This window comes from Nocardioides sp. YR527 (assembly GCF_900101045.1).
Lineage (GTDB): Bacteria > Actinomycetota > Actinomycetes > Propionibacteriales > Nocardioidaceae > Nocardioides.
The window spans coordinates 343,697-358,878 of sequence record NZ_FNFN01000001.1 but is presented as its reverse complement, the minus strand read 5'-3'; the positions used below and the strand labels follow the sequence as shown (position 1 = coordinate 358,878).

Sequence of the window (15,182 nt, the reverse complement as noted above, 5' to 3'; positions counted from 1 at the left end):
TAGCCGAGGTGGGCTCAGTTCGCCGATTCGCCCTCGGCGGCAGGCTTGGCGTCGACGCCCGCCTCCTTGCGCTGCTCGGGGGTGATCGGCGCCGGAGCGGCGGTGAGCGGGTCGTAGCCGGCACCCGTCTTCGGGAAGGCGATGACGTCGCGGATCGAGTCGGTGCCGGCGAGGAGAGCGACGACGCGGTCCCAGCCGAAGGCGATGCCGCCGTGCGGCGGGGCACCGAACTTGAACGCGTCGAGCAGGAAGCCGAACTTCTCCTCGGCCGCCTCCTCGCCGATCCCCATCAGGTCGAAGACCCGCTTCTGCACGTCCTCGCGGTGGATACGGATCGAGCCACCGCCGATCTCGTTGCCGTTGCAGACGATGTCGTAGGCCCAGGCGATGGCGTTGCCGGGGTCCTTGTCGAAGCTCTCGACGTCCTGCGGGCTGGTGAAGGCGTGGTGGACCGCGGTCCACTCCCCCGCGCCGACCGCGACGTCACCGGACTCGACGGCCTCGGAGGCCGGCTCGAGCAGCGGCGCGTCGACGACCCACAGGAAGCTCCACTCGCCGTCCTTGCGAAGGTCGAGACGGTTGCCGATCTCCAGTCGGGCGGCACCCAGCAGGGAGCGGCTCGACTTGGGCGCGCCGGCGGCGAAGAAGATGCAGTCGCCGGGGTTGGCACCGACGTGAGCAGCCAGTCCGGCGGCCTCGGTCTCGGAGAGGTTCTTGGCGACCGGACCGGTCAGCGAGCCGTCCTCCTGGACCAGGACGTACGCCAGGCCCCTGGCGCCACGCTGCTTGGCCCAGTCCTGCCACCCGTCGAGCTGACGCCGCGGCTGGCTCGCGCCGCCCGGCATCACCACGGCGCCGACGTAGGGCGCCTGGAAGACACGGAACGTCGTCTCGGAGAAGTAGTCGGTGCACTCGGTGATCTCGATGCCGAAGCGCAGGTCGGGCTTGTCCGAGCCGTACTTGGCCATCGCGTCGGCGTAGGTCATCCGCGGCAGCGGAAGCGGTACGTCGTAGCCGATCAGCTTCCACAGCGCCGCGACGATCTCCTCGCCCAGCGCGATCACGTCGTCCTGCTCGACGAAGCTCATCTCGATGTCGAGCTGGGTGAACTCCGGCTGCCGGTCGGCGCGGAAGTCCTCGTCGCGGTAGGCGCGAGCCAGCTGGTAGTAGCGCTCCATGCCACCGACCATGAGCAGCTGCTTGAACAGCTGCGGGGACTGCGGCAGCGCGTACCACGAGCCCGGCTGCAGGCGGGCCGGGACCAGGAAGTCACGGGCACCCTCGGGCGTGCTGCGGGTCAGCGTCGGGGTCTCGATCTCGACGAAGTCGTGACCGGCCAGCACGTCGCGAGCGGCCTTGTTGGCCTTCGAGCGCAGGCGGATGGCGTTGCCGGGCGCGGTGCGGCGCAGGTCGAGGTAGCGGTGCTTGAAACGTACGTCCTCGCCGACCTCTACGTGGTCGTCGATCGGGAACGGGAGGGCCGCGGCCGCGCTGAGGACCTCGAGGTCCTTGGCGACGATCTCGATCTCGCCGGTGGCGAGGTTGGGGTTGCGGTTCTCCTCGGTGCGCGCGACGACCTCGCCGGTGACCTTGATGCAGTATTCGTTGCGGAGCGCGTGAGCGATCTCCTCGTCGCGTACGACGACCTGGACCACGCCGCTGGACTCACGCAGATCGAGGAACGCGACCCCGCCGTGATCGCGTCGACGGCCTACCCAGCCGGCGAGGGTCACGGTCTGGCCGACGTGCTCGGCACGCAGGGTGCCGGCGTCGTGGGTGCGGATCACTTCTTCTCCTCGTTGTTCGCGACGACCTGGGGCTTCAGGTCGCTCTCGTTCTGCGGCGTCCAGGTGGCCGGGTCGGCCGGGACCTGGTCGCCGGTGCGGATGTCCTTGATCTCGTAGCCGCCTTCGGTCGCGAAGAGGACGTACGGGATGCCGCGGCGCTCCGCGAAGCGGATCTGCTTGCCGAACTTGGCGGCGTTGGGCGAGACCTCGCAGGCAACATTGTGGGCGCGCAGCTGCTGGGCCGCCGAATCGGCCTCCGCCCTGCTCTCCTCGTCGGCGACGGCGACCAGCACGGTGCTCGGGACCTTGCGGTCCCCGTCGAGCACGCCCTTGGCCACGAGAGGCACCAGGACGCGGCTCACGCCGAGCGAGATCCCGACCCCCGGATAGGTCGTCTTGCCATCGCTGGCGAGCGCGTCGTAGCGGCCACCCGAGCAGATGCTGCCCAGGGACTCATAGCCGTCGAGGCGGGTCTCGAAGACGGTGCCGGTGTAGTAGTCCAGGCCCCTGGCGATGCTCAGGTCGGCCACGACGCGTACGGACTCGGTGTTGAGCGGCGCGGTGGCGGTGATCAGCGTGGCCAGCTCGGTCAGGCCCTCCTCGAGCAGTTCGCTCTCGACGCCGAGCGCACGGACCTTCTCCACGAAGGAGTCGTCGGTGGCGGTGATCGTGGCGAGCTCGAGGCACTTGGCGGCCTGCTCGTCGCTCAGCCCCGCCTCGGAGACCAGCAGCTTGCCCACCTCGTCGGCCGGCATCTTGTCGAGCTTGTCGATGAGCCGCATGGTCTCCTCGACGTCGGGGGCGCCGAGGCCGGCGTAGAAGCCCTGGATCAGCTTGCGGTTGTTGACCTGGAGCGTGAACCCGGGCAGGAAGGTCAGCCTGCCGAGCGCCTCGAGCATGACCCGGGCGACCTCGACGTCGTGGTGGAACGGGAGCGTGTCGCGTCCGACGATGTCGATGTCGGCCTGCGCGAACTCGCGGAAGCGGCCCTCCTGCGGGCGCTCACCTCGCCAGACCTTCTGGATCTGGTAGCGACGGAAGGGGAACTCCAGCTTGCCGGCGTTCTCGAGCACGTAGCGGGCGAAGGGGACGGTGAGGTCGAAGTGGAGCCCCATGCCCTTGTCACGAGACTCGTCCTGCTCTTGGAGCCGCTTGAGGACGTACACCTCTTTGCTGGTGTCGCCCTTGCGCAGCAGCTGGTCCATCGGCTCGACGGCGCGGGTCTCGATGTTGCCGAAGCCGTGCAGCTCGAAGGTGTGGCTCAGGGTCGCGATGACCTCGCGCTCGACGGTGCGCTGGCTCGGCAGGAACTCCGGGAACCCGGAGAGCGGTGTTGGCTTGTTCATGGTGTGGTGATCAGGTCCTGAAGAAACGGGTTGGTGGCGCGCTCGCGCCCGATCGAGGTCTGTTCGCCATGGCCGGGGAGCACCACGATGTCGTCGGCGAGGGGCAGCACCTTGGTGGTCAGGGACTGCAGCATCGTGGCGTGGTCACCGCCGGGGAGGTCCGTACGCCCGATGCTGCCCGCGAAGAGCAGGTCGCCGGAGAACATCACGTCACTGACCTCGGCGTGGTCGGGGTAAGGAGTCCGGAAGGTGACCGACCCCTCGGTATGCCCGGGCGTATGGTCGATCAGGAAGCTCATCCCGGCCAGATCGATGGCCTGACCGTCGGTGAGCTCTCGGACGTCGTCGGGCTCCACGAAGTCGTAGGTCCCCTGCGGCATGCCCAGCAGCATCTGCGCCGACTCCGGCGAGATCCCCTGGAGCGGATCGGCGAGGAGGTGACGGTCGCTGGGGTGGATCCAGGCCGTGGAGTCGTACGTCCTGCTCACCGGGGTCACGGACCACATGTGGTCGACGTGGCCGTGGGTGAGGAGCACGGCGACCGGCTTGAGGCGCTGCTCCCGGACGATCTCCTCGATGCCCTTCGCCGCATCCTTCCCGGGGTCGATCACGACACACTCGGTGCCCGGACCGGTGGCGGCGACGTAGCAGTTGGTGCCCCACGGACCGGCGGGAAAGCCTGCGATCAACACGAGAAACACCCTATCCAGCGGTACAGTGCAGCGCCGCATCGTGGCGTCTGACTACGATGGGCATCCCGAGGTGTGCCGGGACACCGCGGGGACCTGCAAGTTGAGCCGACCGGGACTGTGACGAGCACGGTGTCCGGCGGGGGAGATTTCATAAGAGGTTAGCGCCTCATGCGAAGAGTAGGGACATTGTGACCAGCGAGCAGTGGGGTCGGGTCGAGGAAGACGGAACGGTCTACGTGAAGACCGCTGAGGGCGAACGTTCCGTGGGGCAATACCCGGAAGGCACGCCAGAGGAGGCGCTTGCCTTCTTCACCAACCGGTTCGACCAGCTCGCCTTCGAGGTCGAGCAGCTCGAGCGGCGCGTGCATGCGGGGAAGACGTCGCCCGACGAGGCGACCGCGGCGGTCAAGACCGTCGTGGAGAAGGTGACCGACGCCAACGCGGTCGGTGATCTGGCCTCGCTGGTGGCCCGGCTGGAGGCTCTCGCTCCGGTCATCGCCACCCAGCGCGAGGCCCGCAAGGCAGAGCGGGCCGCGAAGGCGGCCGAGGCGAAGGTCGCCAAGGAGGCTCTCGTCGCCGAGGCCGAGAAGCTGGCCCAGAGCAACGACTGGCGCAATGGTGCCAACCGGCTGCGTGAGCTGCTCGACCAGTGGAAGGCGCTCCCCCGCATCGACCGCGGGTCCGACGACGCGCTGTGGCGACGCTTCTCGACCGCACGCACCGCCTACACGCGGCGCCGCAAGGCCCACTTCGCCGAGCTCAACGCCCGGCGCGAGGACGCCAAGGTGATCAAGGAGCGGATCATCGTCGAGGCCGAGCAGCTCTCCGCCTCCACCGACTGGGGCCCCACCGCCGGGCGCTACCGCGACCTCATGCGCGACTGGAAGGCCGCCGGCCCGGCGCCCAAGGACGTCGACGACAAGCTCTGGAAGCAGTTCCGGGCCGCCCAGGACGTCTTCTTCGGGGCCCGTGACGATGCCAACGCGGCGCTCGACGCCGAGTTCGCGCAGAACGCCGTGGTCAAGGAAGGGCTGCTCGTCGAGGCGCAGGAGCTTCTCCCGCTCGTGGAGAAGGGCGACGACCTCGACAGCGTCAAGCGCTCCTTCCGTGACATCGCCGACCGCTGGGACGAGGCCGGCAAGGTCCCGCGCGACCGCATCAAGGAGCTCGAGGGCGCGATGCGCAAGGTCGAGCAGGCCATCAAGTCCGCCGAGGACGACCAGTGGCGCAAGTCCGACCCGGAGAAGTCCGCCCGAGCCGACGACATGATCGCCAAGCTCGAGGAGGCCATCGCCCAGGTCGAGAGCGACCTCGCCAAGGCCCAGGCCTCGGGTGACGCCCGCAAGATCAAGAGCCTCGAGGAGAACCTCGAGTCGCGCCGCCAGTTCCTGGAGATGGCCAAGCGCGCCAGCGCCGACTTCTCCTGACCCACCCCTCGACTCGGCGCGTCTGTCCCGCTCAGGCGTGCCGAGTCGGCGCGTTCTGACCAGAAATCCAGCCGAGTCGGCTCGTTACAACGAGCCGACTCGGCGTGCTACTTCGTCAGTTTGCGCCGACTCGGCATGGGGTCACAAGACGCCGGAGATGCCGCCGTCGGAACCGCTGTGGGGTGGTCGACCCTGGTATTCGGCCTCGCCCAGGGCCTGTCCTCTCCTGTCGGCCTTCTCAGCACCACCCACACGATCGCGCCGATGAGGACGACGCCTCCAGCGATCAGAACCCAGGTGAACGGATCCGCGAGATGCTCACTTTCACTGGGTGACTTCTATTGGGTGACGCGGTAGGCGTCGAAGACGCCGGGGACGGTGCGTACCTGCTTCAAGACGGTGTCGAGGTGCTTGGAGTCGGCCATCTCGAAGGAGAACCGGGACTTCGCGACGCGGTCGCGGGTGGTGGTGAGCTGGGCGCTCAGGATGTTCACGTGGGCATCGGAGAGCGCCATCGTGATGTCGGACAGGAGCCGGGCCCGGTCCAGCGCCTCGACCTGGATGTTGACCAGGAAGACCGAGTTGGAGGTGGAGCCCCACTCGACCTCGAGCAGGCGCTCGGGGTGGGAGCGGAGCTCGGCGGCGTTGGTGCAGTCGGTGCGGTGGACGGAGACTCCCCCACCCTTGGTCACGAAGCCGAGGATGTCGTCGCCGGGCACCGGTGTGCAGCACTTGGCGAGCTTGACCCAGACGTCGGGGGAACCCTTGACGATCACGCCGGCGTCGGAGTTGGCGGTGGAGACCTTGCCGTGGCGCCTACGGCCCACGTTGATGGCCTCGGCGAGGTCCTCGGCGGCACCTTCGTCGCCGCCGTGGTCCTCGATGACGCGGCGTACGACCGCCTGGGCGGAGAGGTGGCTCTCCCCGACCGCGGCGTAGAGCGCGTCGACGTCGGCGAGGTCGAAGTGGTCGGCGGCGAGCATGAGGGACTCGCGTGACATCAGCCGCTTGAGGGGCAGGCCCTCCTTGCGCATCAGCCGGGCGATCGCGTCCTGGCCCTTCTCGATGGCCTCGTCGCGGCGCTCGCGGGTGTGCCACTGCCGGATCTTCGCCTTGGCCCGGTTGGACTTGACGAAGGAGGCCCAGTCGCGCGACGGACCGGCGTTGGGCGACTTGGAGGTGAAGACCTCCACGACGTCGCCGCTCTCCAGGGTCGACTCCAACGGCACCAGACGGCCGTTGACCCGGGCGCCGATCGTCTTGTTGCCGACCTCGGTGTGGACGGCGTACGCGAAGTCGACCGGGGTCGCGTCGGCGGGCAGCGCGATCACGTCACCCTTGGGCGTGAAGACGTAGACCTCGGTGCGCTTCATCTCGAAGCGCAGCGACTCCAGGAACTCGCCGGGGTCGTTGACCTCCGACTGCCAGTCCATGAGCTGCTTGACCCAGCTCATGTCGTTGTCCATCGGCCGGTCGGTGTCGACACCGGCGCGGCCGTCCTCCTTGTACTTCCAGTGGGCGGCGACGCCGAACTCGGCGCGGCGGTGCATCGCGAAGGTGCGGATCTGCAGCTCGACCGGCTTGCCCTGAGGGCCGATCACGGTGGTGTGCAGCGACTGGTACATGTTGAACTTCGGCATCGCGATGTAGTCCTTGAAGCGCCCCAGGACTGGGTTCCACCGCGAGTGCAGGATGCCGAGGACGGAGTAGCAGTCGCGCTCGTCCTCGACCAGGATCCGGATGCCGACCAGGTCGTTGATGTCGGAGAAGTCCTTACCGCCGACGATCATCTTCTGGTAGATCGAGTAGTAGTGCTTCGGTCGGCCGGTGACGGTCGCCTTGATCCGGGCCTCGTGCAGGTCGCGCTCGACCTGGTCGATGACCTGGGCCAGGAACTTCTCCCGTGACGGGTTGCGGTCGGCGACGAGGCGGACGAGCTCGTCGTACATCTTCGGGTAGAGGGTCGCGAAGGCGAGGTCCTCGAGCTCGAACTTGATGGTGTTCATGCCGAGCCGGTGGGCTAGCGGCGCATAGATGTCGAGGGTCTCGCGAGCGCTGCGCTCCTGGCTCTTCTGCGGGACGTAGCGCAGCGTACGCATGTTGTGCAGCCGGTCGGCGAGCTTGATCACCAGCACCCTGATGTCGCGCGACATCGCCACGACCATCTTGCGGATCGTCTCGGCCTGCGCGGAGTCGCCGTAGGTGACCTTGTCGAGCTTGGTGACACCGTCGACCAGATGGGCGACCTCCTCACCGAAGTCCCGGGTGAGCTCCTTGAGCGTGTAGGGCGTGTCCTCGACGGTGTCGTGGAGCAGCGCCGCCACCAGGGTCGGCTCGGTCATGCCGAGCTCGGCGAGGATCGTGGTCACCGCGAGCGGGTGGGTGATGTAGGGGTCGCCGCTCTTGCGCATCTGCGTGCCGTGGAGGCGCTCGGCGGTGACGTAGGCCCGCTCCAGCAGGGCCAGGTCGGCCTTCGGGTGGTTGGACCTCACCGCCCGGAACAGCGGCTCCAGCACAGGATTGCCCGGCGTGCCGCGTCCGCCGATCCGGGCCAGGCGCGCACGGACGCTGCGGCCCGACGGGGCCGGGCCACTGCTCTCCCGCGCCTCGATGTTGTGCGCACGAGGCTGCGCGACGATGCGATCCTCTGCCATGTCCCGAGTCTACCGGCCGCACCCGGATCGTTGGCTAGGACGGCACCTGCAGAATGGACCTGTCAACTGACCAGCAGCGCGTGCACCGGCGTGTCGGGCAGCTTGCTGCGCGGGTCGAGGAAGCCGAGCTCGAGCAGCACCGAGACGCCCACGACGACGCCCCCGCAGCGCTCGACGAGCTCGATCGTGGCCGCCGCGGTGCCGCCGGTCGCGAGGACGTCGTCGATGACCAGCACCCGTTCCCCCGGCGCGACCGCGTCGGTGTGGATCTCCAGGGTGGCCTCGCCGTACTCCAGCGAGTAGGAGACCGCATGGGTCTCGCGGGGCAGCTTGCCGGCCTTGCGTACGGGCACGAAGCCCACGCCGAGGTGCAGGGCCGCGGGGGCACCGAGGATGAAGCCTCGCGACTCCATGCCGAGCACCTTGGTGACGCTCACGTTGCCGTCGGCGTCGCGCCCCGGAGCGGCGAGCGCCTCGACCACCTGGCTGAAGCCCGCGTGGTCGGCCAGCAGCGGGGTGATGTCCTTGAACCCGACGCCCGGCTCCGGGAAGTCAGGAACGTCGGCGACCAGCCGCTCGAGGGTTTCCTCGAGCGACCGGCCACCAGCGGCCGTCTCGGAGACAGTCACTTGCGCTTCGACCTCGACTCGCGCTTCGGCTGCGGACGCCCGGCGGCGCCGCTGTCGGAGACCTCGCGGTGCTGGTCGGGTACGTTGCGGCCCCGACCGGTCGCGGAGCGGTTGGGGCTGGTGCCCCGGCTCACGCCGGCCTCGTGAAGGTCCTCGGACTCACGCAGCTCGTCCGGCTCGTCGCTCTCCGCGACCGGCATGCCTTCGTCGAAGACCGGGACCGCGGCGTACTTGTCGGCTTCCTTCATCCGCGCGGCGGCACGCTTCTCGGCGTCGACGACGTCCTTCTCCTTCGACTTCAGGTGCACCAGCAGCGGGGTGGCGATGAAGATCGAGGAGTAGGTGCCGACGGCCATACCGATGAAGAGGACCAGGGAGATGTCCTTCAGCGAAGAGGTGCCGAGCTGGACGGTGCTGACGTAGAGGATCGCGACGACCGGCAGCAGACCGATGATCGAGGTGTTCACCGAACGGACCAGGGTCTGGTTGATCGCCAGGTTGGCCGCGTAGGCGTAGGTCTGCTTCTTCTGCGACAGGTTGCGGGTGTTCTCCTTGACCTTGTCGAAGACCACCACGGTGTCGTAGAGCGAATAACCGAGGATCGTCAAGAAGCCGGTGACCGTTGCCGGAGTCACCTCGAAACCGACGATCGCGTAGACGCCGACCGTGATCACCACGTCATGGAGCAGCGCGACGACGGCCGCGACCGACATCTTCCATTCCCTGAAGTAGATCCAGATGAACAGGACCACGCCGACGAGGAAGATGCCCAGCGCGAGGGCCGCCTTGGTGGCGACCCGCTGGCCCCAGCTGGGGCCGATGCCAGTGCGGCTGATGTCTTCCTCGGCCACGTCGGCGGTCTTGGTGATCGCCGCCATGATCGAGTCGTCGGCCTCGGAGTTGTCGGCGATCGCCTTGGTCTCGATGACGATCGACTTGCCACCGGCCGTGCGCACCGTGGCACCGTCGGCGGCCTCGACCGCCGTGTCACCGACCGCCGTACGCAGGTCGTCGGCGAGCTCCTGGTCGGCCTGCGCGACGGTCACGGTGTAGCGCGTGCCGCCGGTGAAGTCGATGCCGAGGTTGATGCCCTGGAGCCAGACCCCGAGGACGACAGCCACGAGCACGACCGCGGACACGGAGTACCAGAGCATCCGGCGACCGACGAAGTCGAAGGACTTCTCGCCGGTGTAGAGCTCCTTGCCGAGCCGGGAGAAGGAGAACTTGCTCATCAGGCCTTGCCTCCGACCAGAGTGGTGCCCGTGGGGGCGTCGACGGTGCCGATAGCGCGCTTGTCCATGCCGGAGAGCACGTGGCCCTTGTTGAAGAAGCCCCAGCCGGCCATCAGCTTGGTCATCGGGTGGGTGAACCAGAAGAACACCAGCACGTCGATGATCGTGGTCAGGCCGAGCATGAACGCGAAGCCCTTGACCTCGTTGGTCGCGAAGACGTAGAGCACGAACGCGGCCAGGAACGAGACGCCGTCGGAGGCCAGACACGTGTTGCGAGCCCGGACCCAGGCGGTGTCGACGGCCACCCGCATCGAGCGACCATCACGCATGTCGTCACGCATCCTCTCGTAGAGGATGATGAAGGAGTCGGCGGTGATACCGATACCGACGATCAGACCGGCCACGCCCGGAAGGTCCAGAGTGACGCCGGCGGTCTCGCTGAGCAGCAGGATCATCCCGTACGTCAGAGCACCCGCCACGAGCAGCGAGCCGATCACCACGATGCTCATCGCACGGTAGTAGAGGATCGAGAAGATCACCACCAGGATCAGACCGATCAGGCCGGCCCAGAGTCCGGCGGTGAGCTGGTTGCCGGCCAGGGTCGGGCCGATCACCCGGGTCTGAATGCCGTCCTCGGGGAAGTCGAGCGGCAGCGAGCCGTACTTCAGGTTGTTGGCCAGGGCGGCGGCGGACTCCTGGGTGAAGTCGCCGCTGATCTGGGCGCCTCCGCTGATCCGGGAGTCGGCGGTCGGGGCCGAGATCACCTGGGTGTCCAGGACGATCGCGAACTGCTCGCCGGTGCCGGCGATGGCGCCGGTGGTGTCGGCGAAGACCTTGTTGCCGTCGGACTTGAAGTCCAGGGTCACCACGTAGTTGGCCTGCTGCTGCGGGATGCCGTAGGAGGCCTCGCTGATCTCGGTGCCCTCGATCACTGCCGGAGTCAGCAGGTAGGGGACGCCGTCCTCATCGCAGGTCAGCAGCGGCTCACCTGCGATGTCCTCGGCCGGTTCGGCGCCCGGGGCCGGGCAGGTGAAGGAGTTGTAGGCGGTCGCCCACTCCTGCGGGACGTTGCGCATGAACTCGACCGCTTCGTCGACCGGGACGACCGAGTTCTTGCTCCGCTTCTCGGCGTCGGCGCCCGCCGAGGCCGAGGGGCTGGCGCTCGGGTCGGCGCTCTCGGACGCCTTCTCCGAGGCCTTCTCGGAAGCGCTCGCGGTCTCGGATGCGCTGGCGGTCTCGCTGCCGAACGCCGCGCGCGGGGAGGTGCCCGGGACGGTGCTCGTCGAGGGATCCTCGACCATCGAGCCGCTCGAGTCCGCGGCGCCACATGGCTTCTGCGGGCTGCAGGCGACCAGGCGGAAGCGGAGCTTCGCGGTCTGGCGTACGCGCTCTGCGGTCTCCTGCTGCACCTTGCCGGTGCCGGGGATGGAGACCTTGATGACGTCGTTGCCCTCGGTGGTCACTCGGCCGCCGGTGATGCCGGAGCCGTTGACCCGCTGGTCGATGATCGACTTGGCCTCGTCGAGGCTCTCCCTCGGGACCGATCCGCCCTCGGAGTTCTCCGCGGTCATCGAGATCTCGGTGCCGCCGCGCAGGTCGAGGCCCAGCTCAGGCTTCCAGGTGCCGGCGAACGCGATGCCGCCGAACATGATCGCAATGGCCAAGAAGAGCAGTGCGAGTGTCCGGCCGGGGCGCGCTGTCTTGCGTGCCATGTGTTGGTCAGTCCTTCTTGTCGAGGTCCACGATGACGTTCTCGGCGTCGGCGGAGGTCTCCTCGGCCGCAGCCTCGACCTCGCGCTCCTCGCCGGTCTCCTCGTCGGACTCTTCGTCGGACTCCTCCGCGGGCGCCTCGGTGACCTTCTGGGCCACGGCCTGGCGCACGACCTGGATGACGACGCCGTCGGAGATCTCGACCTTGATGTTCGTCGTGGACTCCTCGACCTCCGTCACCGTGCCGAAGAGCCCGGCGGTCAGCATCACCCGGTCGCCCGGCTGGAGGTTGAGCTGGAGCTCACGCGCCTGCTTCGCGCGCTTCTGCTGCGGCCTGATCAACAGGAAGTAGAACAGGACGATGATGACGATAAAAGGAAGGAATTCCACGGGGGTTCGGCTCCGACAGTCTGAGTGGTCGCCGGCAGGCGCACGGCGACGTGCAAGTCTAACCAGGCACCTGGTTGAGACTGTGAATCAGGCCTCATCCCAAAGCGTGTCCCTGGACCAGGCCGCAGCCTCGGCGTTGGCCGGTACCGGCAGCCCGAGATGCTCCCACGCGGCCGGAGTCGCGACCCGGCCCCGCGGCGTACGTGCCAGGAATCCGGTGCGCACCAGGAACGGCTCGGCCACCTCCTCGACCGTCTCGCGCTCCTCCCCCACCGCCACGGCGAGGGTGGAGATGCCCACCGGGCCACCGCCGAACCTCCGGCACAGGGCGTCGAGGACGGCCAGGTCGAGGCGGTCCAGGCCGAGCGGGTCGACCTCGTAGAGATCGAGCGCCTTCTCCGCGATCTGCTGGGTGACCGTGCCGTCGGCCTTGACCTGGGCATAGTCGCGTACGCGGCGCAGCAGCCGGTTCGCGATCCGCGGGGTGCCTCGGGAGCGGCCGGCGATCTCGGCGGCTCCGTCGTCCTTGAGGGTGACGTCGAGCAGGCCCGCGGAACGGCGCACGATCAGCTCGAGGTCGGCCGGGTCGTAGAGCTCGAGGTGTCCGGTGAAGCCGAACCTGTCCCGGAGCGGGCCCGGGAGAAGGCCGGCCCGCGTGGTCGCGCCGACCAGCGTGAACGGCGGCAGGTCGATCGGGATCGCGGTCGCGCCCGGGCCCTTGCCGATGACCACGTCGACCCGGAAGTCCTCCATCGCGAGGTAGAGCATCTCCTCGGCGGGTCGGCTCATCCGGTGGATCTCGTCGACGAAGAGCACCTCGCCCTCGTTGAGCCCGCTCAGGATCGCGGCGAGGTCGCCGGCGTGGGTGATCGCCGGGCCCGACGTGATCCGCAGGGGCGCCGACATCTCGGCGGCGATGATCATCGCGAGGGTGGTCTTGCCGAGCCCGGGCGGCCCGGACAGGAGTACGTGGTCGGGGGCCCGCTCACGCTGCCGCGCCGCCTCCAGGACGAGGCCGAGCTGCTCGCGGACGCGCTGCTGGCCGATCAGCTCGTCGAGGGTCTTGGGGCGCAGCGCTGCCTCGACGGCACGGTCGTCACCGTCGGCCTCGGCGATGGTGAGCGAGGAGAAGTAGTCCTCCTCGGCCCGGTCCAGGTCGTCCTCGTGCATGGTTCCTTATGCCTTAGAAAGAGTCCGCAGAGCCGCCCGGAGCAGCATCGAGATGTTGGCCTGGTCGCCGGCCTCGGGCTCGATGGCGGTGACCGCCTTGTCGGCGTCGCGGGCGTTGTAGCCCAGGCCGACGAGGGCCTCGGTGACCTGGTCGCGCCACGGGGCCGCTGCGGCGGTGGGCGCCGGGGCGGAGGCGGTGCCGGTCGGTGCGCCGATCCTGTCCTTGAGCTCCAAGATGATCCGCTGGGCGCCCTTCTGGCCGATGCCGGGGACCTTGGTGAGGGTCTTGGCGTCCTCGCCCGCGATGGCCAGACGGATGCCGTCGGGCGAGAGGACGGCGAGCATCGCCTGGGCGAGCTTCGGGCCGACGCCGGAGGCGGTCTGGAGCAGCTCGAAGAGGGTGCGCTCGTCGGTATCGGTGAAACCGAACAGGGTCAGCGAGTCCTCGCGCACGACCAGGCTGGTCGGCAGGTGGGCCTCCTCGCCGGTGCGCAGCGTGGCCAGCGTGTTGGGCGTGCAGAGCAGCTCGATCCCGATGCCGCCGACCTCGACGATGGCGGTGGAGAGACTGACGGCGGCGACCTTGCCGCGCACGGACGCGATCACTTCTGGTGCCCTTTCATTGGGTGCCTTCCAGCAGCCGCGAGCGCGGCTTCGATGCGGTTCTGGGCGCCTCCGCGCCACTGGTGGGTGATGGCCAGCGCGAGCGCGTCGGCGGCGTCGGCGGGCTTCGGCGGCGTCGGGAGCCGAAGGATGCGGGTCACCATCGCGGTCACCTGAGCCTTGTCGGCTCGGCCGTTGCCGGAGACTGCCGCCTTGACCTCCGAGGGCGTGTGCAGGGCGACCGGCAGACCGCGCCGGGCGGCGCAGACCATGGCGAGGCCGCTGGCCTGGGCCGTACCCATGATCGTGGAGACGTTCGAGCGCGCGAAGATCCGCTCGATCGCGACCGCGTCGGGCCGATGCTCCTCGATCCAGGCGTCGATACCCTTCTCGATGCTCACCAGTCGCTCCCAGACGGGAAGGTCGGAGGACGTACGGATCACGCCGACGTCCACCATCGACAGCGGCCGGCCGAGCGATCCGTCGACCACGCCCATCCCGCACCGGGTCAGGCCGGGGTCGATCCCAAGCACCCGCATCAGCACCTCCATCGAACGTCTGTTCGTAGCGTACCGGCATCGCTGGTCGAGCCGCCGGAGCCTCTGGGCGGAGGCGTGTCGAGACCAACACAGTCCCCTGTCGCGCTCGACCGGACCGTGTTGGTCTCGACACGGATTCGCTCGTTCCTCACGAATCCGGCTCGACCAGCGGGGTGCTCAGGCGTCGACGGTCTCCATGACCTCGTCGGGGATGTCGGCGTTGGAGAAGACGTTCTGCACGTCGTCGAGGTCGTCGACGGCGTCGATGAGCCTGAAGACCTTCTCGGCCGACGGCGCGTCGGCGACCGGGATGTCCATGCTCGCGACGAACTGGACCTCGGCGGAGTCGTAGTCGATGCCGGCCTCCTGCAGCGCGGTGCGGACCGCGACGACGTCGGAGGGGTCGGAGACGACCTCGAAGGTCTCACCGAGGTCGTTGACGTCCTCGGCGCCGGCGTCGAGGGTGGCCTCGAGCAGGTCGTCCTCGGAGACCTCCTTGCCCTCCTGCGCCTTGGCCACCACGACGACGCCCTTACGGTCGAAGAGGCGCGAGACCGAGCCCGGGTCGGCCATGGTGCCGCCGTTGCGAGTCACCGCGGTGCGGACCTCCATGGCCGCCCGGTTGCGGTTGTCGGTCAGACACTCGATGAGGAGCGCGACGCCCTGGGGGCCGTAGACCTCGTACATGATCGTGTCGTAGCTGACGCCGCCGCCGTCGAGCCCGCCACCGCGCTTGACCGCGCGGTCGATGTTGTCGTTGGGGACCGACTGCTTCTTGGCCTTCTGGATCGCGTCGTAGAGCGTCGGGTTGCCCGAGGGATCGGGACCGCCGGTCTTGGCCGCGATCTCGATCGTCTTGATGAGCTTGGCGAAGAGCTTGCCGCGCTTGGCGTCGATCGCCGCCTTCTTGTGCTTGGTCGTTGCCCACTTGGAGTGGCCGCTCATCTGAAAACCGTCCTTTGCCCCGCGTCGCTGTGCTTGTCGAGCCGCCTCCGGAGTCGCC

13 protein-coding genes are annotated in these 15,182 nt (G+C 68.5%); 1 reads left to right on the top strand and 12 read right to left on the bottom strand.

The window, feature by feature from the left end; all coding sequences use genetic code 11:
* Window positions 1–14: 14 nt before the first annotated feature.
* From aspS to BLT25_RS01655, 3 genes are read right to left on the bottom strand one after another with little or no spacing between them, the layout of a single operon-like run.
* The gene (aspS, locus tag BLT25_RS01665; protein ID WP_091041259.1) at window positions 15–1,787 is read right to left on the bottom strand and encodes an aspartate--tRNA ligase; all 1,773 of its coding nucleotides are present in this window, start codon (window positions 1,785–1,787) and stop codon (window positions 15–17) included.
* Window positions 1,784–3,133 (bottom strand): histidine--tRNA ligase, encoded by a 1,350-nt coding sequence (hisS, locus tag BLT25_RS01660; RefSeq protein ID WP_091041257.1) that lies wholly within the window; start codon window positions 3,131–3,133, stop codon window positions 1,784–1,786. Before hisS ends, aspS begins: the two co-directional genes overlap by 4 nt.
* Entirely contained in the window at window positions 3,130–3,825 is a 696-nt protein-coding gene (locus tag BLT25_RS01655) for an MBL fold metallo-hydrolase (RefSeq protein ID WP_091041255.1), read from the bottom strand. The genes hisS and BLT25_RS01655 overlap by 4 nt, the downstream gene beginning before the upstream one ends.
* Before the next feature lie 188 nt (window positions 3,826–4,013).
* Here BLT25_RS01655 and BLT25_RS01650 point away from each other — a divergent pair, with 188 nt between their 5' ends.
* Window positions 4,014–5,252 carry a DUF349 domain-containing protein gene (locus BLT25_RS01650; protein ID WP_091041254.1) on the top strand — a complete coding sequence of 413 codons (1,239 nt, stop codon included), beginning with the start codon at window positions 4,014–4,016 and terminating at the stop codon, window positions 5,250–5,252.
* 338 nt (window positions 5,253–5,590) lie between these two features.
* On the opposite strand, the gene BLT25_RS01645 is transcribed toward BLT25_RS01650, so the two are convergent.
* The 9 genes from BLT25_RS01645 to BLT25_RS01605 all read right to left on the bottom strand — a co-directional run bounded on the left by BLT25_RS01645 (window position 5,591) and on the right by BLT25_RS01605 (window position 15,124).
* The gene (locus tag BLT25_RS01645) at window positions 5,591–7,906 is read right to left on the bottom strand and encodes a RelA/SpoT family protein (protein ID WP_091041252.1); all 2,316 of its coding nucleotides are present in this window, start codon (window positions 7,904–7,906) and stop codon (window positions 5,591–5,593) included.
* Between the two features lie 62 nt (window positions 7,907–7,968).
* Window positions 7,969–8,535, bottom strand: a complete 567-nt coding sequence (locus BLT25_RS01640) for an adenine phosphoribosyltransferase (RefSeq protein WP_091041250.1) — start codon at window positions 8,533–8,535, stop codon at window positions 7,969–7,971.
* Window positions 8,532–9,767 carry a protein translocase subunit SecF gene (gene secF / locus BLT25_RS01635; protein ID WP_091041249.1) on the bottom strand — a complete coding sequence of 412 codons (1,236 nt, stop codon included), beginning with the start codon at window positions 9,765–9,767 and terminating at the stop codon, window positions 8,532–8,534. The genes BLT25_RS01640 and secF overlap by 4 nt, the downstream gene beginning before the upstream one ends.
* Window positions 9,767–11,479, bottom strand: a complete 1,713-nt coding sequence (gene secD / locus BLT25_RS01630) for a protein translocase subunit SecD (protein ID WP_091041247.1) — start codon at window positions 11,477–11,479, stop codon at window positions 9,767–9,769. The genes secF and secD overlap by 1 nt, the downstream gene beginning before the upstream one ends.
* 7 nt (window positions 11,480–11,486) lie before the next feature.
* Window positions 11,487–11,867, bottom strand: a complete 381-nt coding sequence (gene yajC / locus BLT25_RS01625) for a preprotein translocase subunit YajC (RefSeq protein WP_176883536.1) — start codon at window positions 11,865–11,867, stop codon at window positions 11,487–11,489.
* An 87-nt stretch (window positions 11,868–11,954) separates the two neighbouring features.
* Entirely contained in the window at window positions 11,955–13,037 is a 1,083-nt protein-coding gene (ruvB, locus tag BLT25_RS01620) for a Holliday junction branch migration DNA helicase RuvB (RefSeq protein WP_091041244.1), read from the bottom strand.
* Between the two features lie 6 nt (window positions 13,038–13,043).
* Complete coding sequence (ruvA, locus tag BLT25_RS01615) at window positions 13,044–13,643, bottom strand: Holliday junction branch migration protein RuvA (RefSeq protein ID WP_091041242.1); 600 nt, start codon at window positions 13,641–13,643, stop codon at window positions 13,044–13,046.
* On the bottom strand, window positions 13,640–14,179 hold the full coding sequence (gene ruvC, locus BLT25_RS01610; protein ID WP_091042380.1) for a crossover junction endodeoxyribonuclease RuvC: 540 nt from the start codon (window positions 14,177–14,179) through the stop codon (window positions 13,640–13,642). The genes ruvA and ruvC overlap by 4 nt, the downstream gene beginning before the upstream one ends.
* 177 nt (window positions 14,180–14,356) lie before the next feature.
* Window positions 14,357–15,124, bottom strand: a complete 768-nt coding sequence (locus BLT25_RS01605) for a YebC/PmpR family DNA-binding transcriptional regulator (RefSeq protein WP_091041241.1) — start codon at window positions 15,122–15,124, stop codon at window positions 14,357–14,359.
* Window positions 15,125–15,182 lie beyond the last annotated feature (58 nt).